A 23,424-nucleotide genomic window follows, 5' to 3' on the forward strand; every position below is an offset into this window, starting at 1 on the left:
GCCGCAATGAGCGAGTCAGCAGCAGCATCATCCGTTCGGCTGATTTGTCGCCGACAGGCGGAACGAGGGCACGCAGGGCTCGTTTTCCCGGTAACTGTTCCGTCCGCGAAAGTGGTGCGCCCATGACCTCCACCCCTCCCGCAGGAGAGCTCAACGACGACGCCCTCGCGCAGGAGATTGACCTTCTCTCCGACCTGGTGCTCGCGGCAGGTGGCGTGGACCGAGCCCTGACAGAGCCAGAGGTCGACCTGGCTCTGGGTCTGCATCCTCAGCTCTCGGTCGTGACACCTCCATCCGTGGGCGACGCCGCGGCGCCCTCGTAGTGGCGAACGCGGCACGGGCCGGTCACCCCTTGCCTCCAGCCTCGCCGTAAATCCCTGCGCCAGGGACATTGACCGCGTGACGCCACCATCCTGTCGAGGAGGGTGAGGCGCTTTTCGTTTGTCCCAGGACTGGGGGCCCCGGGAGCGCCATGGAGCGTGGTGTGTGAGGATCGGAACTGATGAGCAGAGCATCAAGGCGCCGTCACTGGCACCGCTGGAAGGCCTCGCCGGCTGCCTCGAAGGTGCGAGACGTCGCCCTGGCGTTGTTCGCGCTACTGGTGCTCGCCGTCGTGATTGTGTCCGTCATGGTGGGGTGACCGCTCCGCTCAAAGCGTCGCCGGCGGCCCGCGGTGCAGGCAATGTCGCTGCGCCTCACCCGGCCCTTCAGAGCGCTCCTGCCCTGCGAACTCAGGGCAAATCCGTCGAAACCGTGGCATGCTGACCGTTCCGGGGGCTAGCCGGACGGAGGCTAACGCGTGCTGACACTTAGACACCGCATGGCTTGCGTCAAGGCTGGGTGGGGCCAGTTCAAACCATCACAACCACCCCGGCGAGCCGCCAGTGGGGCCAGAACTAGCCGTCACCGTGGGGCCAAACAAACCTGTCACAGCCACGCGGGCGCAGCATGAGGTCTATTTAGGCCTTACGTTGACTCGTGAGGCCATTGAGAGTGATGGACGCCGCTGAGATGTGAAGATCCCTTCTTCGAGGTTCCCGAGATGAAGGTGGGCAATTTCGTGGAGCAGAGTGAAGAGGACCTTGTCCAAGCGCTTCCCTCGACCGCAAAGTCCGATGACGGGGTAGCCGTCGACGAACATGGCGCAGCCCTCGACCTTGGCGCCCGGCAGCATTTCCACGTAGACCAGTTGCACCCCGACCTCGGCGTACCGGGCGGGCAGATCGGCCGGTGAAGCCTCCGGCACGTGGACAGCAGGCTCTGCCAAAGGGGGGGCATTGGCAGGGCCTGCTGTCAGCGTTCGTCTCCTGGGTCCGAACTGGCCGTGTGAGGATGTGCAGGCTGAGCTTTGCTCGGTGTTCCGGGAGTGAAATTCGTATTCAGTTGTTCTTGCTGGGGGAGTTCAAACACTAAACAGGCCCTGGAGGATCGACTATCGGCTGTTCGGGCGGACGGGTCTCCGTCGCCTGCTGTAGACGGCTTGCCGGTCCCTTTGGTACGCGCTGACCTGCTGACCATCCCCCCGGGTACGCGATCGCCTCACAGCGGGACCTTGCCCGACCGACTGTGAGGCGATCTCCCCTGCACCCCCTGCGGTTCCCGCGCGCTCCCTTCAGGAGAAGGTGAAGAAGTGGCGGCAGTGCCAGCAAGGTGGCTGGACCTTGCCACGCTATGCGGGCGCTCGGCCGCTGAGACCCATCAAAACGCGTAGTCACACCTTCTTTGCGATCTCACCGATCTGCCCTGTGCTTGCTGCCTGGATTGGGGGGGCGGTCAGGCAGCGCCGACGACATGATGAAGGTCGATGAGACCGGGTCCCACGGTGTGCTGTGTGGGGCGTACCACCCAGAGGGCGGCGTGGCTGTCCGCTCAGCGCAGTCCGAAACCCCCGGTGGGACTTCGCGAGGATGACCCGGCGGCATGATATGGCCCGTCCCGGAGGTTACGTGAGCCTTCGGGAAAACTCCTGACACAATCCGCCGAAATCCTTACCTATCCAGTCCACGAAACACCCGACTCTCGCACCGTAACGACACGTACTCACCCAGATTCGGCCAAATATGGCACGAAACGACGTGGAGGGGGCGGGCGCGGATGACACCGGAGCCTGGGCGGCCGGACATGGCTGCTAGAACACAACTCGACGCGATGACCGACTCAGGGCTCGTGGTCAGCCCGTCCGGCCTCCCGCTCAGGCAGACCCGCGGCAAACACCGAGTCGAGGAGTCCCATAGATCCGTCGTCGAAACCGTTCCCTCCGACCCCGACCCGCGCGCGACCCCATGGACGACGAACGTGTCGACTGTCGCCGCTACGTTGGCCGCGTTGAAACAACTCTCGGTCACCCCTCCATCGCCGCATGCCGCGAAAGGTGGCGGGTCTCCGGTCGGGCGCACGCCTGCAAACCCCGAAGCCGCGAAGCCGAGTACTCCAGCCCAGACCTCACCCGTGCGTAACTGGAGCAGCTCGACGGACACCGCGTCGGTAGAACAGACGCCGCTGCCAACGCGACGTTCCCTACGCGAGGCCACGGAGCGAAGCCAGCCCACTGGAAGCCGCGGCCGCGCCGGTCTCTTCACCCGCATCCTGACCGTGCGCGCCTTCCGTGCCCACCAGAGCCAACTCAGGAGAACGAGCGCACCTGTCGCCGCCGTCGGCGAAGTCCTGCGCGCCGCAGCGGTTCACGGCGTCCTCACCCTCCACCACCGCCGTGTGCCGGGCCAACGTGGTCGGGTCGACTACCTGGCCGTCAGCGCATCGGGCGTGTACGTCATCGACGTCAAACACCACAAGAATGCCCCCATCGAGCTTCGCACTAAGGACGACAGAACCGACACCGCACCAGACCTGATCGTCAGCGGCCGGGTCATGACCACCGCAGCAAACGCAACTGCCAGACGGGTCAATGCCGTCCGCACCGTCCTCAACAACGCTGGACTCGACAACGTGCCAGTCACAGGCGCCATCTGCTTCGTCGACGGACTTCTCCCGCTAGGGGTCGCAAACATCGAGGTGCGCGGACTCCACATCCTGCGTCAGAGCAGCCTCACCGCCTTCGTCTCCACAACAGGCTCCCTGGACCCGGAGCACCGCCGCACGATTCAGGAATACCTGGCAGAGCAGTTCCCCCGCGCGTCTGAGCAGACCAACTGAGCCGCCTGGCGGCGCCAAGCGGAGCGGACGGCCGAGTCCTCGCCGCGTGCGGACCCTCTCCAACCGGCTGGGCTCAGGCCGAGCTCCGCGCGCACCCGGCCCGCTCGGACCGGACCCAGCAAGAGCGCCCCAGACCCTTTCCTACATGACGCCCTCACACCAAACCGCAGACCCCCCCGAGCACGCATCAAGCGGCAGCTCCACGCGCAACCGGGGCATGTCCTCCCGGACAACCGGACCACAACCAAGCACATCTGGATATACCGGGGCATGACGTTCGTTCCGCCGCCCGGAGTGCGGTGCGGCTAACCGCCGCCTGCCGGCGCAATCTGCCGACATCATGAGGGCATGCCAGAACGCCTCGTCACCGGTTTGACTCAGGGCACCTTGAAGTTTGCCGCTGGCGACGACCACACGCGCGAGCAGGTGTCGAGCACCTGGTACATCCGTTTCACGCGTGGTGCCGAGCTTTATGTGTTCAATCGTGAGGCGGGCGGCAATCGGGCGCATATCTCGTTCCATAAGGACGGCCGCTGCCACTACAAGGTTGAGGACTCCAGCGCGACCGGTGCCGGTCGCGTCATCGCGCAGTGGGAAATCCCAGATCCCATCGAGGAGACAGGGATGCTGCGCTTGGCAACAGTGGTCATTCCGCATCGGGGCCTCGTTTTGCCGGACGGTTTCAGTGGCCCCGAGATTGACACCGTCCTGATCCCTCCTCCGGTCGAAGGTCAGCAGCTCGAGATCGACATCCTCGTCGAGCCTGGGCAGGTGCCCCGGAACGAGTGGCCGGGTCAGACTTCGGAACAGCGAACGGCGCTCGTGGGTCGCGCCACGCTATACCGCGAGCCGGAGGAAGAATTGATGCACTTCACTGCCGTAAGCACCGTTCGGCCTGAGGGAGCAACTGCGATTGCCCTCTCGACCCTCTCGATCACTTTTCCGGATGGGGTGACACCACCGGCCTCTCCCCGAGTCGTCCTCTTCGAGGAGGCCATCGTCGATGGTCAACACCTCCCCGTCCTGACGGAGATGCCCGTAGGCCATTTGCGTCCTCGGGCGGAGCAGTAGCGGCCCGGGGCCAGCCACCTCGCGCGGCCAATTTGCGCTCGTCGTAGGGGTCCAGTCTTTCCGCCGCCTATCGGCTCGAGAATGTCCGCACATGCCTATGGGCGTAGGTCTTGCGTCGTGCCGTGCGAGTTGTACTGTGCCAAGGGAACGCGATCCCGTGCGTCTTGTTCGATTGGCAGATCGTGAGACAGGGAGGCTCAGATGACGGAAACGTCCCTCGAGCGGATCAATCCAGACGACGACTGGCCACCAATCTTTACCCTCCACGTCAAGTCTGACGTCACGGCCTCCTCGGTGCGGGACATGCTCCGCAAGGCGCCCGCCGCCGCCAAGGTCTATGTGATCCTGGAGGAGGGCGGACTCCGACCTGACGAGCTGGAGGTCATCGTCGCCCCTCACGTTCAGTCGGTCAGCATTCGCGTTACTGAGCACTAGCGGCGGCTTTGGTGATCCGCCTACGCCGCGCTCTCGCCGCTTTCTTCGGTGCTTGGAGAGCACAGACAGAGACGGCCCCGCCGGAGAAGCCGTCACCGGCAGCCCCCACGGTCCCCCTAGTCGATCCCTTTCTTGAGCGAAACGCCTCGCTCGTAAAGCCGCTCCTGTGGATGACGACCGCCCTTGCCGCAGTCGCCACAACAGCCGTCGCTGGCAGTCAGCTGAGCTCGATCGGTGAACTCACTTGGGAGGAGAACAGAGTCCGGCTCTCCACGGGCGTAGTCAGCATTGGCGTCGCTCTCGTCTGTGCGCTCCTAGCGATTGGGCTATTGACCTGGGCGCAGATGCCAGGCAGGAGCAACAACCTGACCGTCCTCAGTTCGTTGGAGAAAAGTAGGAAGAAGTTGGACAAGCAAGTGTTGGCCAATGTTGAAAGAGACTCCAGCTACCACCGTGGGTCAGGGGGGTTACCTGCACTACTCCAAGCCCTCGATGAGTCGCGCGGAAGCTACTACAAGCTCGGGAAGGACATAGACGAACTCGCAGTCAGCTCCGTGACGGCGACCGAGAAGGAACGCGCGGCCATAGAGAACAAGATCAAACAGGCTAGGGAACTGCGGACGCTGCGTAAGACGCAGATGGACAGCTTCAGGACGGGAGCCCAGGGCGCCGCGTATCTCAGGAGCCACTTGCTGACCCAACGTCGAGCGACTCAAGCCCGCAATGTCGTAATGCTCCTCTCCCTCGTCGCGGCCCTCGCCCTTGTGGCTTTCTCATGGGCCGCCAACCCCAAGTCTGATGGAACGGCCCCAGACGCCACCCCGCCCAAGCCAGTTTCTGCTGTGCTGCACCTGACATCAACCGACGACGTTTGGGACACCCGGATCGGTGCGGAATGCGCAGAGGCGGCGAGGAGCCCCTCCGGCATATCAGTCATCGCTCGGTCGGCCGACAAGAGCGGGGTTACCGTCGTCACAGTTCCTTCGGGGCCGTGCAGCGAGCCTTCGGAAGTCACGGTTCCACCGGACGATGGCACCGTCCGATCATCACGCTCGGCTGTGCCCTGAGTCCAAGGCTGAGCGCTGCTGTTCCCTCAACACGCCTCGGTTGACGTGGAGCATCACGGGTCGTGGCCGAGTCCGTTCAAGCACGTCATTCAGCGTGAGTCGGGGAGCTTGCAGATTCAATGCGACTTGGCCGCGCCTCTCAACACGGCCGACGGTGGAGCACGTGTGAGATCCGGATCAGGCCTGAGAGTCGTTGATGATGACGCGCCTGCCGGTGGGCGTGAACCCGTCCGTATGACTTTGCAGGATGGTCGTGAGTTGCCTTGCGTCCATTCCGTTCAGCAGATACCTGTGTGGTCGGCTGGCACGTGGACGTTGTGCCGTCCTGCATCGAACATCGCCGCTGCGATTTCAAAGGGCTCCGGGCAGCGCAGGTCATCCATGGCGAAGCACTCTTGGAGTATCTCGTGGGTTCGTAGCGTCTTGATGTTGCGGTGCTCGGCCAGGTCGCGGGCGGCGTTATCGTCCACAGCGAGCACGCCGTTTCCGTCGAGCTCATGAGCGATGAGGTGGATGCTCTCGGCTTCGCCGAGGTTCTTCGTCGGGACCTCTCCGGGGCCACTCAGGGCGCGCTGGATGCGATCGACGTCTCGAAGGCATGCGGCTGAGAACAGCTCAAGCGGGGGGCCGATCCATGCTTGGCCTCGAAGTCCTAACAAGCCAGGCTCATAGCCTTCAGCAACCTCGACCTCCGCGTATACCGACTCGCCCCAAGTCGCGCGCGAGCCGTACCGCACCTCAAGAATGTCCAACCGTCCAATGGCCGCAAAATTGCGCAGGGTGGCGGTGTCGAACACAACGGCGGGGGCGGTACCCATCAGACCAAGACCTCGTCCTCCGCTGCCTCAAGAGCCTGGGCTTCTTCGTCGTTCGCCGAAAGCCGTCGCAGCAACTCGTCCGGATCGAGGCGCACGAGATTGGCCAACCATCGGACACCGATCCGACCGCCTGCATATGCGTCGATCACATCCGTTGTGAGTTGTCCCGGCAGCCACGAACCCTCTGACTGTCGATTCCCTTGATTCCGAAGCAGGCTCACTATCGGGTACATACTTCGGATGGAGTCGCGGCCCGCCGCGTTGACCAAGCCGAGGTTATGCACGCGAAATGCAAGAGCATCCAAACTGATATGAAAGGTGTCCAAGAGCCGGCTCACGAGATCTTGGGAGGGTCGTACCGCGGAGCCCCACTCCCGCTTCACCAGTTCTGAGGGCATAAGAAAGGCAGCAGCGAACGCATTTGCTCGGGACTCCTGGGGGGACCGGTGCCCCCAAACGTTGCGATCGACGAGCAAGTCCTGGGTGTCGCCCAGAACCAAGTGCGCTAGCTCGTGCGCCAGGGTCCAGCGCTGCCTAGCAGGGGCCGTCGTGGTGCTCACCATCGCGAGTTTTAAGCGGGCGCAGGACACGCTCATACCGTCCATGCCGTTTCCCAACGGTTCGAGCGCCACTTGCACGCCAACGGCTGACTCGATCAGTCCTGCGAGATCATGCATCGCGGCTGGAAGGGGCGAATCATCCAGGTGCAGATGGTCCAGAACTTGTTCCGCGACATAGTGGCCCTGCTGCCACGCCATACCAGTTGTAGGCAGTTCGAGCCAGTCGAATTCGGGCGATTGCGTGGACTCAGCGAGCTCGGCCAACTCGACAAAGAACGCTGCTCTCGCCAGTGCCTCGCCCACCGATTGGGTGTCCGTGTGACTCTGCCGGGCAGCGACCGCCACCGGAGATGGCGGCAGCGCGCCCTCAACGATTGAGGCGACGGGTACGTTCAACTGCTCCGCGATCAAAGCAACCTCACGGGCCTTCAGGGTCCGCTCGCCACTGATGACTCGGCTCATAGCCGATGGGCTCAGACCAATTCTCTCCGCAAGCCCTCGCTGATCCATAGCGTTGACCTCAAGGAGCGCCTTCAGTCGAGCCCCGATCTCGACATCCGTTATCGCCACGTGGTCATCGTCGCTCACGATTGTGAAAATCGCAAGTACCTCACGCCGCGAGAGGCTCCTGCTGTGAGGGCCGGACCCCGGCTCCGCCGTCGGGTGGTTGACTGATGACCTCCACGCGGGAGCGCGCACCCCCAACATTGATGCGTTCGATCCAGTCGGACTGCACGCTCAAGCCGGCGTCCGGCCGGTGTGTCCGCCGCCTTACGGCTCGGCGCGGCCATGACCGGGAGAGTCCTCGACGATCGGATGCCGGCGGCGACAGCTACGCGACGAACACTCCCATTGCGGGGCGGACGTGTGGGTGGCGTCCCGAATCACTTACGACAACGCGGACGCGGCAGCGGGGAAATGCGATGGATGATTAGCATTCCCAACCCATAGGCGCGATCATTCTCTCCATGGCGAAGCAGACGACCGTAACAATCACTGATGACCTCGACGGTTCGACCAACGCGAAAGAGGTGTCATTCAGCCTCAACGGCAGGAGCTGGGTCATCGACCTCGGCGCGAAGAACCGCGCCGCCCTTGAGAAGGCGCTCAAGCCCTACATCGCCAAGGCGACCGAGCAGGGTCGGGGGAGCCGTCGTGGCAAGGCCGTTCGCTCTTCGTCTCGAGCAAAGTCACGCACTGACCTTGCGGGCGTGCGTGAATGGGCCAAGAACAATGGGCATCAGGTGAGCGACCGCGGCCGGATCAGTGCGGATGTTCTCAAGGCATACGACGCAGCCCGGTAACCGTGAACCGAGCAGGGTGCGGCATTCCGCCGCCTGTCTGCTCAGGCGCGTCCCACCACAGCAGGTTTCGGTGTCAGTCCAAGTGCCTAGAGGCGGCGTCGCGCCAATCATGGTCGTCGTCGGTCGTCTCAGAGAGGAACTCTTCCGAGTTCACCGAGTATGAGGCGGTTCCCCAGTCAACTGAGTTGTGGACCGTGAAACGTGGGTCGTCAGGTCTGGTCGGTGCTCCGAAGCGGACCGGGTCCTTGTCAGTGTGAACCTCATCGAAGTCGCCCTCGACGGCCACAGGCTCGTTGGTCAATACCGACGGGCTACGCCGCATGCCCGGCAGCCGTCGACGCTGGTTCTGATCCACCGGACCCAGCACTCGTTCCACGGTGTGGGCCAGACTGGCGGCACATGTGCTGCACGGCGCGAGTGAGCTCCGGTGCGCGTCATCGCAGCGGGCGAGCCAGCGACGGCCTATCGGTTCCGAATCCTCGTCCAAATCTGAGCACCCCGAATCAACGTGATAGGTGTTTCGCTCGGAATTGACCACGACATCGACGAGCCGCAGCGCCCGGGAGGAGTTCGCGGGGGTCGCTGACCAAGCAGACCTCGAGGCCCGGCCATCCGTCGCGAAGGTCTGACTGGGGCGGAAAGTAAGTTCTGGCTGGCTAACGTCCCCGAAGACAACGGGAAGTTCCCAGTACGTGAGTTGAAGGCATGCTCGCGGAAATGACCTCGGCACCTCGATACCGGTGGGTGTTCGATCCCCCCTGACGCGCCGAGCCTGGATGTCAAAGCGCAGCCGCGGCAGATGCGGCGACATCAATTGCTCGGCTACCTTCGAGTCGTCTTGAAGCGACACATTGCCTCCCGTTTAGCGCGAGTCCGCCGGCCTGAACGCACCCCAGGAGCCATGCCAGGTCATCCGTGCGATGACTCCAAGACGATGACATCAACTGGACGCATGGCGCATAGGCATCGCGTTGGGTCGCCCGAACGGATGAGTGAGACCATCCTTCGCGTGACTCTCGCGCCGATGTAGCCACCGAAGGACCGAAGCAGGGCACGCGGACCTATAGACAAATGCGGACTCGATCCGTTCGTCAGAGTCCTCAGACATGCCCTCTCAGTCGATCAGTCTCTGGATGTAAACACTCAGCCGTCGGCGCACGGGGAGACAGGCGGAGCGGGTCTTTCCGCCGCCCGCGGGTCTCCAGCTAGAAGCGCGGCAGCGAGAGCAAGTTGTTGTTCCGCTGACCGATGTTGGCAGAGTCGGCGAGGTGGTACACCCACGGGACCATCAGCAAGCTAGCGGTGATCCAGATTCTCTATGACATGAGCGGGAAAGCGCGTGGCGAAACGCGCGTGTGCGGCCGCCCTAACGCTCCGGTCCGCCATGCTGTCTCCGAGCACCCAATTACACCATCGATGTGCTGCCCTCAGGTTGCTCAGCTCGTCGTTGCCGCCGAGCGAGACGGGCAGGATGTGGTCCACCTGGGGATAGAGGTCATCCACGACAGACGCGTCCCTATCTAGGGGCAGTCGGCAGATCTGGCAGACCCAGGCGTCCCTCTCGAGGATGAGGATCCGGTTGCGAAGGTACGTCGAGGACGCAGAACGCTTCTTGGCGTTGCGACTGGTTCGTGATGGTGCGTGGTTCAGGTCGAGGAGCTCCCCACGGTCCCGTCGGCAGGCCTTGCATCGACAGCCCTGCCGTGCCTCTCCTACCTCGCGATCCAGCGCTGCGCGCAGGCAAACTCGATGCGTCGGCTCGAACTGACTGTGCACCTCCCAGTACTGCTCTGGGGTGAGCGCTGTCCGGGAGTCCGAGTGAAAGGCCTGAATCCTGGAACTGCACGAGAAGCAATATGGTTCGCTGCTCCGCAGGGCAGCGCTCATCAGACCGCAGATATCGCAGCAGTAAACAACATTCCGTCTATGGCTTCGGAATTCGATTCCGCACCCTCTGCACGTCACCGCCCGCAACTCGGCCCCGCTAGGCATGGCCCAACGGTATCTGCCGATGGCCCTCTTGGGGGGGCTCTTCCGCTGGGCTCCCTGAGGACCCCGTGTTCGTGGCCGTGCCGTCCATTCGCCGGGCAAAGGTGAAGGTTCGGGAGATGCGATGGGGTCGTTCAGGCGGAACAACGTCACACGGACACAGTTTGGTGGAGCGCATCGCCACCAGGACTTCGGCAGGATCGGCCGCCCCAGTTGGCAGCCAACTGCAGAGTCAACTGGAGCAGCATGAAGGAGGAATCAAGGGTTCAGTGGAAGCCGGAGTCATCGCTGACGAGTCTGCGAACACACGGCGGAAGCCGTGTCTTTTCGGCTCCCCTTTGTTGTCAAGCGGTGCCTGATGCGGTCTTTGCGGCGGGAGGGCTTCCGTGTGGGCCGGGGCGGTTGTAGCGTCGTTTTCGCGGGTCCGGGAAGTGGCTGATCCGAAGTGTCGATATGCGGGGGCAGGTCGACCGCGCTGGATTCTTGAGACGCCCCGCAGTGCCCTCCCGGACCCGTGCCGACCGGTTCCGGCGCGTGTGCGATCTGGGCTTGTTCGGCGTCGGCGACGAGCTGTCGATACAGGGCGTCGGAGATCCTGCGCTTGAGGCAGCGCAACGCTTCGGGTTTGCTCTTGCCGTCAGTTCGCTTGCGCCGGTAGTAGGCCCGGCCGTCGGTGTCGAGGCGGATCTGGCTGATCGCGGCGATGTGGATCATGTGGTTCATCCGCCGGTTCCCGGCCCGGGAGAGGCGGTGCCGGTTCTGCTCGCCGGAGGAGGCGTCCAGGGGTGCGGTGCCGGTCCAGGAGGCGAACCGGTTGCGGTCGGCGAACCGGGCGATGTCTCCGACGTCGGCCAGGGTCCGGGCGGCCACGACGGGTCCGACACCGGGCAGGTCCATTAGGCCGGAGCCGCGGGCCTTGACCAGGACCTTGAGCTCGGCGGTGGCCTTCTTCATCTTCGACTCGACGGCGACCAGGTCCGCGAGTTCCTCGGCTGCGATCCGTCGGCGGGTCTTCCCGGCGATGTCGCGAGGGCGCACCGATGCGAGGATTGCCTTGGCCTGCAACGCGGTCAGGTCCTTCTTCGCCTGGCCCGGAACGAGCTCGGCGAGCAGTCGCTGGAGCCTGTTCACGGTTTGCACCCGCAGTCGGGTGAGCTCTTCGCGGCGGTCACACAGCATCGGCAGCGCCTCGAGCTCACCGTCGCGGCGCAGCACGCGAAGGGTCTTGGTGCGGACCGCGACGATCGCGATGGAGTGGGCGTCGCGGGCGTCGGTCTTGCGGTTGTGGCAGGTGTCGAACAACCTGGCTCGGGCGGAGAGCTTGGCAGGCACGTCCACGACATGCTCGCCGGCCTCGAGGAGTCGCTGGGCCAGCGGGCGGCCGGTGCCGTTGCTTCCCTCGATCGCCCAGACCCGCTCCGGCCAGGTCTTGACGTACGTCCGCATCGCGCTGTAGCCGGCCTGGTCGGTGCTGAACCGGCCCGAGCCGAGCAGCTTCTCGTGCCGGTCGACGACCTCGATCGTCGCCGACAGCTTGTGGGGATCGACCCCGATGATCACCTTCGTCATTGCCTTCTCCCGCTTCCTCGCACCGATAGGGACGGCGAGGTGGGCAGTGCTACTACGAGCTGGGCAGTCCCCTTTCGAGCCGCGCCTCGTCACGGTGCCCGACGGACTGCAGACCGAAAGAGAGCCACACCTCAAACCACAGGTGGGCAGCCGCGAGGAGAGCCTCCCGCCGGACACCTGGACCGAGTCTGGCCAGACACCGATCCTGCAGGGAAGTCTCTAGTAGCCGCGAGCGAGCGACGGGATATGCACTCGCGCACCGATGAGCGGACGTTGCACGAGCGGGGTCCGTGCCACGTTTCTGGGGAGTGGCGTCGTTTGCCCGATCCCGCAAGGATGCGCAGGTGCCTGCCGAGCAGTTCAAGAAGTATTGACTGATTGACCGCGTCGATTCTTCAGCCGGTTATTCGATCAGACTGCGGCGCGACCGTATCGAATACGCGGATCACCTTGGAACCTTGGTCATCGACGCCGAATGGTCGCCCGGACGCGGCACTTCGGTCATGGCCTTCAGTTCCAGTTTCCCTGACGAAGCGCCATGGCGACAGGACGACGTCTTTGGCAGCCTGGAGCGAGCCTTTGAGGCCGCGGGCTGGCATCTGAAGATCCTGCAGTGACGATCCTTGGCAAGTGCCAGCCAGTGAGTTTCCTCATCTGCCGCGGTCGGCGCGGCGCCGGGTGCCGTGGATGTCGCCGTCGGGCACTTGCCACGACGGTACGAGCACCGTCTGGCGCCGAGCGCTGGTCGCAGTCCCGTCGGGGACACTGGGGGAACACCGACCGTAGCTTCGACAAGGAGTCAGACGTGACCGAGGGAACCGTCCGCTGGTTCGATGCCGATCGGGGGTTCGGCTTCATCGCCCTCGGGCAGGAGGTAGATGACCTGTACGTCCATGCGTCCGAGATCGTCAGCGACGACGCGATGAAGCTGCTCCGGGAGGGGCAGGTGGTCGAGTTCGAGATCGGCGAGGGGGACCGCGGCCCTCAGGCACGCCGCGTCCGGGTCATCGCCGACCGGGCCGCCGATACACCGCTGGGCGTGCTCGGCACCGTGTCCTGGTACGAGCCTGCCAAGGGGTACGGCTTCATCACGCCCGACGGCGGTGGTGCCGAGATCTTCGTGCACAGTTCGGCCATCGTGGGCGGCGGCGTGGTCTCGGAGGGGCAGCGGGTGGCGTTCCTCGTCGTCGACGGGGAGAAGGGACCGCAGGCTGACCATCTGCTCCCCTTGGGAGGCCAGGCCGCCCAGCAGGCCGTGGCATCCGACGGGGCGGACGGCACCGTGTCCTGGTACGACGGCGACAAGGGCTTCGGGTTCATCACCCCCGAGTCGAGCGGCCCCGATGTCTTCGTCCACGTCCGTGAGCTGGCCGACGGGCTTCTCGGGCTGGGCGAGGGGGACCGGGTGACGTACGACATCGTCGTGAGCGAGAAGGGTCCCCAGGCCCGCGACGTGCGCCTCGCGCACAACTCGACACCGCGGGGCGCACCCGCGACGTCGACGACCCGCGCCCGGTCGGGACACCGGGAGGCATCCGACATCCCGGCGCGCGGCGGCGAGGGAGTGGTCGCGCGCTACGACGCGGAGCGGGGGTTCGGGTTCATCACGCCCGACGCGGGTGGCGCGGACCTGTTCGTGCACGTGTCGGTCCTCAGAGGCGCCGAGGTGCTGTACCAGGGCGATCGGGTCCGGTACCAGGTGCGACAGAGCGATCGAGGACCACAGGCCGACCGCGTCGAACGGGTTTGAGCGAAACATCCGTCCGGGCGGAGCCGGTTCTCAAGCGTGTCCCGATCCCGCCGCACACTCATGCCGCGATCCGTGCGGTGCGTCATACCGCGAGTCGGGTGTCCGATTACAAGTGCCCGAGTACGCAAGCCAGAACCCCGGCGGATCGGTCCGCTCGGGGTTCTGACTTCTGCAGGCAGGTGCATTTTCCTAGTTTTGCCCGCTCAGGTGCCGGTGAAGGCCCTACTTCTCCTTCAGGGCCTGCTTCATCAACTTGGTCTGCTTCTTCGCTTCCTTCTTTGTCGCCTTCGTGTAGGCGGCGGTCCGCTCCTTGTCGGAGCGGAAGTCGACGAGTCCAAGCGTGCTGACAGACAGGCTCTTGCGGATGATGCCCACGGGTGTGTTCCTCCTAGTGATTTGGCCGGAAGCGACACCGTAGGAGGAGGCGGAGTCGCGTGTCAGGTGAAGTGCCAAATCGTGACAACTTGCTGCCCTACGAGCGAATGCGTCACGGTTACAACGTCTGTTCCGCGAGGGTTGACCTGCGTCCTTCCGCCGCTACCGCAGCGCGTTTGGCCCCTCGGGAGTCAGTACGCATCACGCTGACGGCCTCGCCCACAACACGGCGTAAGCGACGGTCTACGTCGGGGCAACCTCGTGGAGCGCCTCACTTCTAACGGTGGCCGCCAACCCGAAGAGGGGCGAGCCCCGTGCTAGAGGCGCTGGAGGAGCTCTGCCTTCTTGTCCGAGAACTCCGCATCGGTGAGGATCCCTTGCGCGTGAAGGGCTGCCAGTTTCGCGATTTGCTCGGTGACGTCCTGAGTAGGCAGCGCCTTGGCTGCTGGCGCATCCTGCCTACCTCTTGAGATGACCGAGAGGGCCAAGTCCGCGATTCTCTCGCTCGCAGCTGGCCGGGCGGACGGAACTCCCCCCTCTACGTTCTCCGCCAAGTCAGTGGCTATCTGGCGGTCCTTCAGCAGGACGGAGAAGACCATGAATTGCTTCTCGGGCAGCTCGATGATCGACTGCCTGCCGTCGGCCGCCCAAGTGACACGCACCGTGTGCCCAGAGTTCACCGCCGCCCCGAGACCGGCCCCGACGGCCTTGCCGACCCTTCCCGGGATCGCCGCAGTGGCCGCTGCGCGACCCACAGCCCCGGCCACGCCCTCCTTTTTGGCTAGCTCCTCCCACTCGGTGACTGTCTCGGCGTTGATCCTGTGACGCTTGAATGGGTTGGAGGCGTGCTGAATGGAGAGGTCGTTGTTCTTAGAGAACGGGCTAGCTCCGCCTGCAACGACCGTGCCACTTGAGAGATGTCCACCGACCACGCGTCCTTGGCCCGACAGTTCCTGGAAGATTGCCACGCAAGCACTCTAGGACAGACCAAGATCCGCCATGGCGTGATTGAACCACTCGCAGAAGCGCAGGTTTGGCTCTGCCCGGACCGGCGGACTGAGCACGGTCAAACCGGCGCGTGCCGCTGTCCAGCCGGCGCGACGCTCCTATGCTTCGTCAAGCAGCTGTGGCCTGGTTTTCAAGGAGGCGATAGAGGCCGCGGGCGACGTAGCGAGCCAGGCAGCGTTTGATCTCGCGGCCGGTCTTTCCTTCGGCAGTACGGCGGGCGACGTAATCGCGGGTGGCTGGCTGGTACTGGATCCGGCTCTGGACCACGGTGTGCAGTGCGTTGTTGAGCTGGCGGTCGCCGTAACGGTTGAGCCGATAAGGGTCGTGACTTGGCCACTGTTCGCCGGGATCGGTGCCACGCCGGCGAGCATCGCGAACGCCGCCTCGGAGTGGATACGGCCGGGGTGGGGCCAGGCGCACAACACCGTCGCGGCCACGATCGGTCCGACGCCGAACTCCTCGAGCAGGTCGGGCCGCCAGGCGCGGATGATGGCCACGATCGCCTTCTGCAGCTCCCGTGCCTCTTTCAGCATCGCGTGCGCGCGACGAGCCAAGGTCCGCAGCGCCACCACGGTGCTGGTCGTCTCGGTGTCCCATGAAGCGTGCACCCGCAGGTTCACGGCGGTGATGAGCATCGCGGCAAGCTTCTGGCCACGGAACCTGACGCGGGTGGGTTCGGGTGCTGCGATGACCAAGCCGAAGACCTGCTGCTGGGCCTCGGTGGAGGCATTGATCGCGGAGCGGCGAGCAGCCAAAAGCACTGACAGTGCTTGGCGTTCGCCCCCGGCGCGAGGTGTTCCCAACCGCGGTCGAGCCATCGCCTCACGCGCAGCGCGGATCGCATCGAGCGGATCGGACTTCGCGCCGTTGCGACGCGCAGCCCGCTTCGGACGATCCAACTCGATGACGATCTCCGATGACTCCAGCAGGTGACGACTCAAGCCGGCGCCGTGACCACCGGTCCCTTCAATGGCCCAGGCCCGCAGCATCGGGTGGTTGTTGGCGAACTCCACCAACTCGGCATAGCCCTGGGCTGTCGCCTCGACAGTGATCTCGTCCAGGACACCACCAGTCGCAGCATCGACCACGGCCGCGGAGTGGGTATTGACATGGGTGTCGACGCCGATCACGACATCGACCACCTCGCGCAGATCGGTCAGACTGTTCATGCGTTCTCTCCTTCGCCGGACGGGACGTGGTTCCGGTCCGGGATGGAGGCTCGGCAGGACTGTGATGAGACACATCCGGCGCCGCTAACGCCAGGTGGTCAAGCTCCTGATCAGGCCAGCTCCTCCAACCGGGCCGGGCCGGTGACCACGAGCGGACAGGTCGCAGCAAGGCACAAAGGCCAGTCATTCCGGGGGTCACACTCGCGGTCACCAACCACAGCCCAGCACCATCAGGCTGCCTTGGCGATCCTCACAGTCTTACCGCCGCGTCTGCTCGCCCAGACTGACCTCGCCTTTCACCGCAGACTGGGCGGTCTCCCAAAGGCTCGGGCTACGCGGCCGGGTAGCGCACTGTCATCGCGTCTGGACTGGGCAGACCCTCAGTGACCGCGAGCTGCGAGGGCCGCAGCGCTGACGTACTCGCAACTACACCAGAGGGGGCGGCAACCGATTCAGGTGAATGAAGTTGCGGAGTGACAACCCACAATCGGAGTCGTCCGAGGGTCAAGATCGAGACCGGTGTGAAGTTCGGGATACCGGCCGATGGCGGGTTCTGGATAGTGGGGTGCCCGAAGGACCACGCGAAATCAACACTGCCGTTCGACAAGCTCACACCAACACCACACTCGGTCCTTACGAACTCATGATCACCCTCGTACATCCTCCGAGCCGCAGTGAATGGAGGTACGACGGCACCTGTTGGGTCCTCCATGAAGTTGCCAGCGTTCCCGTCGATGAAGTGCAACAGGAAGTGCGACTTCAGCGCCCACCTGCGCAGCACGAGGTCACGCTTGGCCCCCAACGCCTCGTCGGCCGGGCCGTGAATCCACTCGGCGACCAAACCCATGTCGTGCTCAAGTTGATTCATCCATCCGTTGTTGCAGCTGGTGCAGACGCACTTGCGTTTGATGCCGTTCAACTGTGACCACCGCAAGTCGGACAGGTCAGAGTTCATCCTCGCCACCGGTGCATCGCGGTCGATGCCGAACGCGTCCGCGACGGGACGCGACAGGAGATGTTCATAGCTCGCCTCAATGGCATCCTGTGTCTTGAGATAGCAGAACAGGCATCGGACCCGTTGACTCGACATAACTCAATGGTCCACCCCGGCATCGACGAGAGCTCGAACGACACGGGAGAGTCACGACAGGTTCAGGGCCTTCGAGCGGGCTGTTAGTGCGGCGCCTAAAGGGCGACGCCGCAACATGGTTCCCCTTTGACGGTTCAGGCCCGGGAGCGCAAGCCAGCCAAGATCGATCACACCGTAGCCAGCCGGTGCGCTGTCATGATCTGGACCTGCAAGCCGGACGACCCGCCCTAGTCCTCGAACGGGTCGTAGCCGTTCCGGATCGCCTCCACGGCGGCGACCAGTCCGTGCGCGTAAGCAGCTGCATTCTCGTGGCGGGCAGTCTTATGAGTTGCGGCGAGGGTGGCGACGACCGTGCCGGCGACGGTAAGAGCCACGCCCCCGGCCGCAACGGCAATCCTCTTCCACGGCAGCCCTGAAGCTTGGTCTTCGATCGCGACGTCGCCGTTACCGGCGGGGTCAGGGCATTCGCCATCAGCGACTGGATCAAGGCTTTCGGTGGAGGATTGGTCGTCCTCGGATTCGATGTCTTGGTCGTTGCCGTGGGTCTCGCCCATCAGATCGCCCCTGCTTCCGCTCGGCTTGGCCGTTCCAGTTCCCCGCGAAGACTCTAGTCAACATTCCTCGCGCCCACCCGGCATCCCCGCGCCCGCTGTTCTCGGGGCGTCTGCTGGGACATGTCAAGGTTGGTTTGGTCGAGTTGCCGGAGCAACAGTCTGGCCCATGCAATGCCGCCACCTCACCGTCAGATCTGCGTCAGCCTGCGGTGCGTCACTCCGCCGCCTTGAGGACGGCTCTCGAGATAGCCGGCGACCGGCGGGCTAGGTCCCCGACTCGGGCAACGGTAGGAAGTGGAAACGCCGGGGCCGGTTTGTCCATCGACAGGCCCTCGGCTGGCGCGTAGCGTCGAAGAGGCCCCGCCGAGACTGTCCCGGGCCGCCCCTGTCTGGGCCGGGGCGGACCCGAGGAAGCGAGGGCAGCCGCATGAGTTATGGCGTCGTTCACCAGTTCAAGGGCGGCACGAAGGATCAGTACGAGGCATCGATCGCGGCGGTGCACCCGGCCGACGGAAGCCTGCCGGCTGGGCAGGTGTACCACGCGGCCGGCCCGTCCGCAGACGGGTGGACCATCGTGGCCGTGCACGACACTAAGGAAAGCTGGGAGACCTTCCGCGACTCGACCCTGATGCCACGCATGCAGCAAGGAATCCCCGGTGGGTTCACCGAACCTCCGCAGGAGTCGGTGTTCGAAGTGGTCAACGAAGTCAGGGCACCTGCGCACGCCTGAACCGCACAGGACGCGATGACCGAACCCGAGCGAGGTGCCAGAGTACGCACCGCCGTCCTGGGACCCGGACTGCCAGGCAGTCCGGGTCCGAGGCGTCCCCAGCTGGCCCGGCCAGGTCCGGCCCAAGAGGCGCGTCACGCCGCCGCCGATGGGTCGGTGAGTCAGTCCTCGAGTTTGGTGAGGACTCGCTGGACCGTGAGCCAGCTCCGTGTGGTGATGTCCTTGCTGTAGGTCTTCTCCAGCCACCTCATGAGGCCTGACCCTTCTCTGGGATCGCTGTTGTCGGTGACTGCTAGAACGGCTCGGGCTGCGGGGTCATATCTGGCGACGCTTGTGGGCCGATCTGGGTCCGAAGGCAGGGCGGTGGGAAGGGCGGCAGCGGCTTTGAGAAACGTGGCCGTGAGGTAGGTGCGGCTTTCGTGGGTCAAGCCCGGGAAGGGGTCGCTCTGCACCAGTGAGCGCATCTCTGCGTGGGCGCGGATGATCGTGCAGCTCCTGACGCCGAGGAGGTCCCTGAGCGCATCCTCGACTCGTTGTTCGAGTGTCGGCACGTCCGTCGAGCCCGCGCGAAAAGTGATGTTGCCGCTTGCCAGGACCGACCGGACATCCTTCAACCCGAGCGCCAGGAAGGCCCCGCACAGCTTGTCGTTCGTCATGTTCTTGCCGCTGGGCGCAATACCCCGGAGGAACGCCACGTATCGCTGCATGACGCTGACCATACGGGCGACACGCGAGCGGCACTGACGCTCTCAGGTTGCTCTGGACAGTGCCAGAGGCAGCCGCATCCACCACGAGCCCGATGGTCCTCGCTCCGCAAGCGGTCGAGAAATGACCGAGGCGGGGCCGCCTACGGCTGGACGAGCAACGCTGCGACACCGTCAAGTACGACCTTGAGGCCGGAGTCGAACTCCTTGCCGTAGTCGTAGCCCGGCTTGAGGACGTGCTCGACGGTCAGCTCGAACAGGTACGGGAACTCGGAGGCAGGAAACGTCTCCATGATGGCTCCAGTCATGGCAGCCAGTTCCGACTCGTCCCGGAAGGGCAGGTTGACCTCTTGGAGCACGAAGCCGTGTACGTAGCTGTCGACCACCGAGATTGCGTGGGCCGCCTGGAGGACCGAATAACCACCCTCGCGGAAGCACCGGATCCCCGTCTCCAGGAGCCCGAGAGTGGCTGGCCCTGGGCTGGTCCTTGACGCCATCAAGCTCACCGCCCAGGGGTGGCGGCGTAGGCCTGCTCGGGTGTGGTGGGCCCGCTCGCTGATCGCAGCCCGCCAGTCCGTGGACGGCATGGGGCGCTCGATCTCGGCGGCAACGAGCTCTACCAACCCGTCCAAGATCTGGTTCTTGCTCTTGACGTAGTGGTACAGAGAGGCCGCCTCGACGCCCAGCTCGCCGGCCAGCCGGCGCATCGTGACCGCTTCCAAGCCGTCGTCGTCGGCGACGGCCAGCGCGACCTGCAGCGCCCGTCCCAGGTTGAGCGGCGCCTTGTTGGCGACGTCGGTCGGCCTGCGTCCCACGGGTCCTGCCTCTCCTGGTGACCATTCCATAAACCTGCCGGCACACCCGGCCCTCGACAATCTAACGCCGTTAGAGTAGCGTCCCAACTCCAATCTAACACCGTTAGAAACGAGTTCTCGGACCCGCTCCTGACGCAATCGGAAGGTCACGCCATGAGCACCACGAGAACCCCGACTTCCAACACGACTGCTCCGCAGTCCAGGCAAGGAGTCGCGAGAGCCGTCGGGATCCTGTTCGTCGTTCAGATGGTCACCGCGATGTTCGGCACGTCTTTGATCCAGGCGTTCGTCGACGGCGATCCCGATCGCGCGCCAATGACGGCCGGCGTCGCCCTGATGGGTGTTTCAGGCTTCGCCGTTGTCGGGATCGGCCTGCTGATGTACCCAGTGCTGAAGCAGGTGAACCCAACCCTCGCCGTCTGGTACCCAATCCTCAGGGTTGTCGAGTGCCTCGTCTCAGCAGCCTGCGGCGTCTACCTTCTGGCTGCATCGCAGGTCGTCCCGAACCACCTCCTGTGGGTCTACGTGCCGACCGGCATCGGCGGCATCGTCCTCTGCAACCTGCTCTTCGTCGGGCGACTGGTCCCGCGACCCATCGCCCTGCTCGGTCTGGTGGGCTACGCCTCGCTGACGATCGGAGTCCCTCTCGACCTGTTCGGCGTCCTCGACATGGGCGCGGGAGTCGGAATGCTCCTCGTCGTCCCCGGCGGGCTGTTCGAGTTGGTGTTCCTTCCGATCTGGTTGATCGCCAAGGGATTCAGGCAGCTGCCCTCCCCCGCCGACCTCAGCTCCTCAACTCTGGTCACGGCCCACTGACCGTTCGCGAACACCAGCCGGACAGCTGGCCTGTCACGCATTGAGCAGCGAGGGACGATCTCGCCCGAACCGCAGGGCTCGGGCTCGACGTCCTTCTCCGCTGGAAAGGTGCGTCACACCGCCGCCAATGCCCGCAGTGCAGTACTCCTCCAACGTCCACTCACAGCGCGGCGCACGCCTCGCGGCCGGGCCGCGCCTCTACGTGCCGCTGGTCAGGCTGAGAAGACGAGCCACGATCCAAGATGGATCAAAGCGCTCGACAACTTCGTCGCCCGTGCCAGAGCTGACGGCCCTTGGTTCAGGTCCGCCGGACTGGCAGTCCACCAAAGCGACGCCCGCCTCGCACAACCTGTCCAGATGCCCGGAGAGAGCTGGGTGGCCCCAGAGCTTGTTGTTGATCATGGGCACAAGCACCATCGGGATCCGCTGTCCGAGTGCCTCGCACAATCGGCTGTGCGCGTACGTATCAGCAATACCGGCCGCCAGTTTGGCCACCGTGTTGAACGTCGCCGGCGCGACGACGACCACGTCGGGCTCGGCCGAACTCGTCTCGCCATGACCAAGGGCCGAGTTGAGGTGCGAGACGGTCGCTTCGTCGACCCAAGCGCCGGCGGACGGGGTGGTGACCACCTCGATCTGCCAGCCGGCCTCGCTCAGGGCCTCGGCAATATCGGAGCAGCGGCTCGCCAAGGGGGCGCCGGTGACGACGAGCAGGCAGGTAGACACATCCCTAGTGGAGCAGACCGGCCCGCGTGGCGAGGTCAGTCAGCGATCGTGTCTGCGCCTTCTTTCCTCGCGCGAGCATCTCCCGGACCAGCTCCTGGGCGATGACGTTGTGCCGGATGACCTCTGGCGCCACCCGCTCGGCATCCAGCAGATGCAGGGTCGCTTCGGCATCGCGCTTGCGTTGAGCCTGTGCCCAAGCCAGGTCCAGCTGCACCTGGGCGCGCCGGCTCGCCAGGCCGGATGGAAGCCGCTCTGTGTCGACGGTTGCGGCTGCGCGCAGCGCCTCGCCCGGATCGCCCAACTCGGCCGCGACCGAAACCCGGTGAATCGCAACGTTGGTCGGGCCGAACGCTGTCCAGGCGTGATTGCCGTCTTCACCCAACATGTCGGCCATTCGCTGCGCGCGCTCGAGCCGTTCCCATGCGGTCCACTGTTCGGTCTGCCGCGCGGCGATGACCGCGGCGATCAGCCAAAGTGCGCCGCACAAGGAGACGATGACGGGGGAGTCGGATCGCGCTGTGCGTTCCAGCCGCTCAGCCATGCCGACGGCCAGGTGTTCGGCGTCCTGCGGCTGCTCCGCTCGCAGCACGGCGCACGCCACCTGGTAGGCCGCCATCCCCGATGCCACGTCGGACTGAGCGGTGTAAGCAGCAGTTGCGGCGCGGTCGGCGGCGAGGAGCGCGAGATCACCAGCTCCCAGCTTGGTGACCAACTTTGCCGCCGCCGCATACGCCGACACGTAGATCAGGTGGCCTTCGCGTTCCTCCGGAGTCTGCGCCAGTTCTAGACGCAGCCGCTCGGCTTGCCCGAGCAGTGCGGGCAACTCACTGACCACCTGCTCGTAGTGCGCGGCCTGGTAGCTGCGATGGACCCCCACCACCTGAGCCTGCAGCTGAGCAAGAGTCAGGACCGCGGGCGTCGAGTCGCCGAGCATGTGGTCGTAGCGCGTCATGCAGGTGCGCAGTTCGGCCAGGCCGGCGCCGAAGGCCCCGCCGTTCGGCTGGACCTGCCACGGACGGCCCGAGAGCGACTCCATATCAACGTGCAGCACACGCGCCAGGTCCAGGAGAACCGACAAACGGTCGACCGAACGCACACCGCGTTCGACCTGCGACAGCCAGGACTCTGACCGCCCGACCAGGCCCGCCAACGCGGCCTGACTGAGGCCGCGACGACGCCGGTACGCCGCGATCCGTTCTCCCACCGCCCCGCTTGCCATGCTGCGACCCTTCGAAGTCTCTGAGGACACGCCCTTGAAATATAGCCAAAAGAGGACAAAGAACCACCGGAAGCCGCTTGGTTGTGGACAACTTCGCGCTAGGACGGCGATTCCGTGTGCCGCGTGGCCGGCTCGGGTGCGTGCGTCACGTTGGCGGCACGGACGGCTGCCCGAAGCGCCTTCGCCGGCTCGTCCAGGAGGGCGGCTGCCCGTTCGACGCCTGATACGGACACCAGCTCGGCCTTGGCAAGACGAAGCCGCTCCTCAGCCATTTCGATTCGGGCCTGATGCTGGCGAACGAGCGCATCCAGCTTCGCGTGCACAGCCAACTTGGCTGCGTCGGYGGCATGGACCGCGGCTACGGCCTGGCTCTCCTTCTGCTGCGCCTCACGAAGTCGGTGGCGAGCTCGTTCGTCCAGCGGACTCCGGCCGGCACGGGTCATGACATTGCTCCTTGGTTTCTACTGGTCTCACCTGATGCGTCGCCTACCCCTCCTCCGGT

At 64.8% G+C, this 23,424-nt stretch carries 27 protein-coding genes; 12 read left to right on the plus strand and 15 right to left on the minus strand.

Annotated features, from left to right (window positions below):
• The first annotated feature begins 122 nt into the window (after window positions 1-122).
• The 7 genes from AC1DXJ_RS11700 to AC1DXJ_RS11730 all read left to right on the plus strand — a co-directional run bounded on the left by AC1DXJ_RS11700 (window position 123) and on the right by AC1DXJ_RS11730 (window position 5,726).
• Window positions 123-323, plus strand: a complete 201-nt coding sequence (locus AC1DXJ_RS11700) for a hypothetical protein (RefSeq protein ID WP_477637020.1) — start codon at window positions 123-125, stop codon at window positions 321-323.
• A 179-nt stretch (window positions 324-502) separates the two neighbouring features.
• Entirely contained in the window at window positions 503-640 is a 138-nt protein-coding gene (locus AC1DXJ_RS11705) for a hypothetical protein (RefSeq protein WP_477637021.1), read from the plus strand.
• Between the two features lie 402 nt (window positions 641-1,042).
• The gene (locus AC1DXJ_RS11710; RefSeq protein WP_477637022.1) at window positions 1,043-1,234 is read left to right on the plus strand and encodes a hypothetical protein; all 192 of its coding nucleotides are present in this window, start codon (window positions 1,043-1,045) and stop codon (window positions 1,232-1,234) included.
• Window positions 1,235-2,448: 1,214 nt separating this feature from the next.
• A complete protein-coding gene (locus AC1DXJ_RS11715) occupies window positions 2,449-3,153 on the plus strand; it encodes a nuclease-related domain-containing protein (protein WP_477637023.1) in 705 nt (234 codons plus the stop codon).
• Window positions 3,154-3,501: 348 nt separating this feature from the next.
• The gene (locus AC1DXJ_RS11720) at window positions 3,502-4,224 is read left to right on the plus strand and encodes a hypothetical protein (RefSeq protein ID WP_477637024.1); all 723 of its coding nucleotides are present in this window, start codon (window positions 3,502-3,504) and stop codon (window positions 4,222-4,224) included.
• 201 nt (window positions 4,225-4,425) lie between these two features.
• Window positions 4,426-4,659: a hypothetical protein gene (locus AC1DXJ_RS11725; RefSeq protein ID WP_477637025.1), complete on the plus strand. Its 234-nt coding sequence runs from the start codon at window positions 4,426-4,428 to the stop codon at window positions 4,657-4,659.
• 170 nt (window positions 4,660-4,829) lie between these two features.
• Window positions 4,830-5,726, plus strand: coding sequence for a hypothetical protein (locus AC1DXJ_RS11730; protein WP_477637026.1), 897 nt, complete (start codon window positions 4,830-4,832; stop codon window positions 5,724-5,726).
• A 278-nt stretch (window positions 5,727-6,004) separates the two neighbouring features.
• On the opposite strand, the gene AC1DXJ_RS11735 is transcribed toward AC1DXJ_RS11730, so the two are convergent.
• Window positions 6,005-6,544 (minus strand): hypothetical protein, encoded by a 540-nt coding sequence (locus AC1DXJ_RS11735; RefSeq protein ID WP_477637027.1) that lies wholly within the window; start codon window positions 6,542-6,544, stop codon window positions 6,005-6,007.
• A complete protein-coding gene (locus AC1DXJ_RS11740) occupies window positions 6,544-7,692 on the minus strand; it encodes a helix-turn-helix domain-containing protein (protein WP_477637028.1) in 1,149 nt (382 codons plus the stop codon). The genes AC1DXJ_RS11735 and AC1DXJ_RS11740 overlap by 1 nt, the downstream gene beginning before the upstream one ends.
• Before the next feature lie 380 nt (window positions 7,693-8,072).
• On the opposite strand from AC1DXJ_RS11740, the gene AC1DXJ_RS11745 reads away from it, so the two are divergent.
• Window positions 8,073-8,408 (plus strand): histone-like nucleoid-structuring protein Lsr2, encoded by a 336-nt coding sequence (locus AC1DXJ_RS11745; protein ID WP_477637029.1) that lies wholly within the window; start codon window positions 8,073-8,075, stop codon window positions 8,406-8,408.
• Between the two features lie 73 nt (window positions 8,409-8,481).
• On the opposite strand, the gene AC1DXJ_RS11750 is transcribed toward AC1DXJ_RS11745, so the two are convergent.
• The 3 genes from AC1DXJ_RS11750 to AC1DXJ_RS11760 form a co-directional block, all read right to left on the minus strand.
• Window positions 8,482-8,709, minus strand: coding sequence for a hypothetical protein (locus AC1DXJ_RS11750; RefSeq protein ID WP_477637030.1), 228 nt, complete (start codon window positions 8,707-8,709; stop codon window positions 8,482-8,484).
• 995 nt (window positions 8,710-9,704) lie between these two features.
• Window positions 9,705-10,400: an HNH endonuclease gene (locus tag AC1DXJ_RS11755; protein WP_477637031.1), complete on the minus strand. Its 696-nt coding sequence runs from the start codon at window positions 10,398-10,400 to the stop codon at window positions 9,705-9,707.
• Between the two features lie 279 nt (window positions 10,401-10,679).
• Window positions 10,680-11,966 (minus strand): IS110 family RNA-guided transposase, encoded by a 1,287-nt coding sequence (locus AC1DXJ_RS11760; protein ID WP_477637032.1) that lies wholly within the window; start codon window positions 11,964-11,966, stop codon window positions 10,680-10,682.
• Window positions 11,967-12,424: 458 nt separating this feature from the next.
• On the opposite strand from AC1DXJ_RS11760, the gene AC1DXJ_RS11765 reads away from it, so the two are divergent.
• Together AC1DXJ_RS11765 and AC1DXJ_RS11770 are read left to right on the plus strand one after the other, a co-directional pair.
• Window positions 12,425-12,583, plus strand: coding sequence for a hypothetical protein (locus AC1DXJ_RS11765; protein ID WP_477637033.1), 159 nt, complete (start codon window positions 12,425-12,427; stop codon window positions 12,581-12,583).
• Window positions 12,584-12,771: 188 nt separating this feature from the next.
• Window positions 12,772-13,716 carry a cold-shock protein gene (locus AC1DXJ_RS11770; RefSeq protein WP_477637034.1) on the plus strand — a complete coding sequence of 315 codons (945 nt, stop codon included), beginning with the start codon at window positions 12,772-12,774 and terminating at the stop codon, window positions 13,714-13,716.
• A 222-nt stretch (window positions 13,717-13,938) separates the two neighbouring features.
• Here AC1DXJ_RS11770 and AC1DXJ_RS11775 read toward each other — a convergent pair whose 3' ends face one another.
• The 5 genes from AC1DXJ_RS11775 to AC1DXJ_RS11795 form a co-directional block, all read right to left on the minus strand.
• Window positions 13,939-14,091 carry a hypothetical protein gene (locus AC1DXJ_RS11775; RefSeq protein ID WP_477637035.1) on the minus strand — a complete coding sequence of 51 codons (153 nt, stop codon included), beginning with the start codon at window positions 14,089-14,091 and terminating at the stop codon, window positions 13,939-13,941.
• A 317-nt stretch (window positions 14,092-14,408) separates the two neighbouring features.
• Window positions 14,409-15,059 (minus strand): SHOCT domain-containing protein, encoded by a 651-nt coding sequence (locus tag AC1DXJ_RS11780; protein WP_477637036.1) that lies wholly within the window; start codon window positions 15,057-15,059, stop codon window positions 14,409-14,411.
• A gap of 138 nt (window positions 15,060-15,197) precedes the next feature.
• Window positions 15,198-16,268, minus strand: a complete 1,071-nt coding sequence (locus AC1DXJ_RS11785; RefSeq protein WP_477637037.1) for an IS110 family transposase — start codon at window positions 16,266-16,268, stop codon at window positions 15,198-15,200.
• Between the two features lie 331 nt (window positions 16,269-16,599).
• Window positions 16,600-17,358: a hypothetical protein gene (locus AC1DXJ_RS11790; RefSeq protein WP_477637038.1), complete on the minus strand. Its 759-nt coding sequence runs from the start codon at window positions 17,356-17,358 to the stop codon at window positions 16,600-16,602.
• 227 nt (window positions 17,359-17,585) lie between these two features.
• Window positions 17,586-17,912: a hypothetical protein gene (locus AC1DXJ_RS11795; RefSeq protein ID WP_477637039.1), complete on the minus strand. Its 327-nt coding sequence runs from the start codon at window positions 17,910-17,912 to the stop codon at window positions 17,586-17,588.
• 427 nt (window positions 17,913-18,339) lie between these two features.
• Here AC1DXJ_RS11795 and AC1DXJ_RS11800 point away from each other — a divergent pair, with 427 nt between their 5' ends.
• Complete coding sequence (locus tag AC1DXJ_RS11800; RefSeq protein ID WP_477637040.1) at window positions 18,340-18,642, plus strand: hypothetical protein; 303 nt, start codon at window positions 18,340-18,342, stop codon at window positions 18,640-18,642.
• 161 nt (window positions 18,643-18,803) lie between these two features.
• Here the strand turns inward: AC1DXJ_RS11800 and AC1DXJ_RS11805 are convergent, their stop codons facing one another.
• Window positions 18,804-19,349, minus strand: coding sequence for a DUF1697 domain-containing protein (locus AC1DXJ_RS11805; protein ID WP_477637041.1), 546 nt, complete (start codon window positions 19,347-19,349; stop codon window positions 18,804-18,806).
• 140 nt (window positions 19,350-19,489) lie between these two features.
• Window positions 19,490-20,161 (minus strand): TetR/AcrR family transcriptional regulator, encoded by a 672-nt coding sequence (locus AC1DXJ_RS11810; RefSeq protein WP_477637042.1) that lies wholly within the window; start codon window positions 20,159-20,161, stop codon window positions 19,490-19,492.
• A gap of 153 nt (window positions 20,162-20,314) precedes the next feature.
• On the opposite strand from AC1DXJ_RS11810, the gene AC1DXJ_RS11815 reads away from it, so the two are divergent.
• Entirely contained in the window at window positions 20,315-20,977 is a 663-nt protein-coding gene (locus AC1DXJ_RS11815) for a DUF4386 domain-containing protein (protein WP_477637043.1), read from the plus strand.
• Window positions 20,978-21,175: 198 nt separating this feature from the next.
• Here AC1DXJ_RS11815 and AC1DXJ_RS11820 read toward each other — a convergent pair whose 3' ends face one another.
• From AC1DXJ_RS11820 to AC1DXJ_RS11830, 3 genes are all read right to left on the minus strand, one after another.
• Window positions 21,176-21,703, minus strand: coding sequence for a flavoprotein (locus AC1DXJ_RS11820; RefSeq protein ID WP_477615748.1), 528 nt, complete (start codon window positions 21,701-21,703; stop codon window positions 21,176-21,178).
• A gap of 4 nt (window positions 21,704-21,707) precedes the next feature.
• Window positions 21,708-22,922 (minus strand): helix-turn-helix domain-containing protein, encoded by a 1,215-nt coding sequence (locus AC1DXJ_RS11825; RefSeq protein WP_477637044.1) that lies wholly within the window; start codon window positions 22,920-22,922, stop codon window positions 21,708-21,710.
• A gap of 98 nt (window positions 22,923-23,020) precedes the next feature.
• Entirely contained in the window at window positions 23,021-23,365 is a 345-nt protein-coding gene (locus tag AC1DXJ_RS11830; protein ID WP_477637045.1) for a hypothetical protein, read from the minus strand.
• Between the last annotated feature and the right edge of the window lie 59 nt (window positions 23,366-23,424).

Source organism: Pedococcus sp. P2_D9, assembly GCF_056404275.1.

Bases quoted from the DNA above. Each gene is read 5' to 3' on its own strand.
- AC1DXJ_RS11730 (WP_477637026.1), top strand. From the start codon at position 4,830: ATGACGACCGCCCTTGCCGCAGTCGCCACAACAGCCGTCGCTGGCAGT.
- AC1DXJ_RS11725 (WP_477637025.1), top strand. From the start codon at position 4,426: ATGACGGAAACGTCCCTCGAGCGGATCAATCCAGACGACGACTGGCCA.
- AC1DXJ_RS11790 (WP_477637038.1), bottom strand. From the start codon at position 17,358: ATGTCGAGTCAACGGGTCCGATGCCTGTTCTGCTATCTCAAGACACAG.
- AC1DXJ_RS11805 (WP_477637041.1), bottom strand. From the start codon at position 19,349: ATGCAGCGATACGTGGCGTTCCTCCGGGGTATTGCGCCCAGCGGCAAG.
- AC1DXJ_RS11815 (WP_477637043.1), top strand. From the start codon at position 20,315: ATGAGCACCACGAGAACCCCGACTTCCAACACGACTGCTCCGCAGTCC.
- AC1DXJ_RS11710 (WP_477637022.1), top strand. From the start codon at position 1,043: ATGAAGGTGGGCAATTTCGTGGAGCAGAGTGAAGAGGACCTTGTCCAA.
- AC1DXJ_RS11795 (WP_477637039.1), bottom strand. From the start codon at position 17,912: ATGGGCGAGACCCACGGCAACGACCAAGACATCGAATCCGAGGACGAC.
- AC1DXJ_RS11745 (WP_477637029.1), top strand. From the start codon at position 8,073: ATGGCGAAGCAGACGACCGTAACAATCACTGATGACCTCGACGGTTCG.
- AC1DXJ_RS11760 (WP_477637032.1), bottom strand. From the start codon at position 11,966: ATGACGAAGGTGATCATCGGGGTCGATCCCCACAAGCTGTCGGCGACG.
- AC1DXJ_RS11705 (WP_477637021.1), top strand. From the start codon at position 503: ATGAGCAGAGCATCAAGGCGCCGTCACTGGCACCGCTGGAAGGCCTCG.
- AC1DXJ_RS11700 (WP_477637020.1), top strand. From the start codon at position 123: ATGACCTCCACCCCTCCCGCAGGAGAGCTCAACGACGACGCCCTCGCG.
- AC1DXJ_RS11720 (WP_477637024.1), top strand. From the start codon at position 3,502: ATGCCAGAACGCCTCGTCACCGGTTTGACTCAGGGCACCTTGAAGTTT.
- AC1DXJ_RS11735 (WP_477637027.1), bottom strand. From the start codon at position 6,544: ATGGGTACCGCCCCCGCCGTTGTGTTCGACACCGCCACCCTGCGCAAT.
- AC1DXJ_RS11825 (WP_477637044.1), bottom strand. From the start codon at position 22,922: ATGGCAAGCGGGGCGGTGGGAGAACGGATCGCGGCGTACCGGCGTCGT.
- AC1DXJ_RS11755 (WP_477637031.1), bottom strand. From the start codon at position 10,400: ATGCCTAGCGGGGCCGAGTTGCGGGCGGTGACGTGCAGAGGGTGCGGA.
- AC1DXJ_RS11800 (WP_477637040.1), top strand. From the start codon at position 18,340: ATGAGTTATGGCGTCGTTCACCAGTTCAAGGGCGGCACGAAGGATCAG.
- AC1DXJ_RS11785 (WP_477637037.1), bottom strand. From the start codon at position 16,268: ATGAACAGTCTGACCGATCTGCGCGAGGTGGTCGATGTCGTGATCGGC.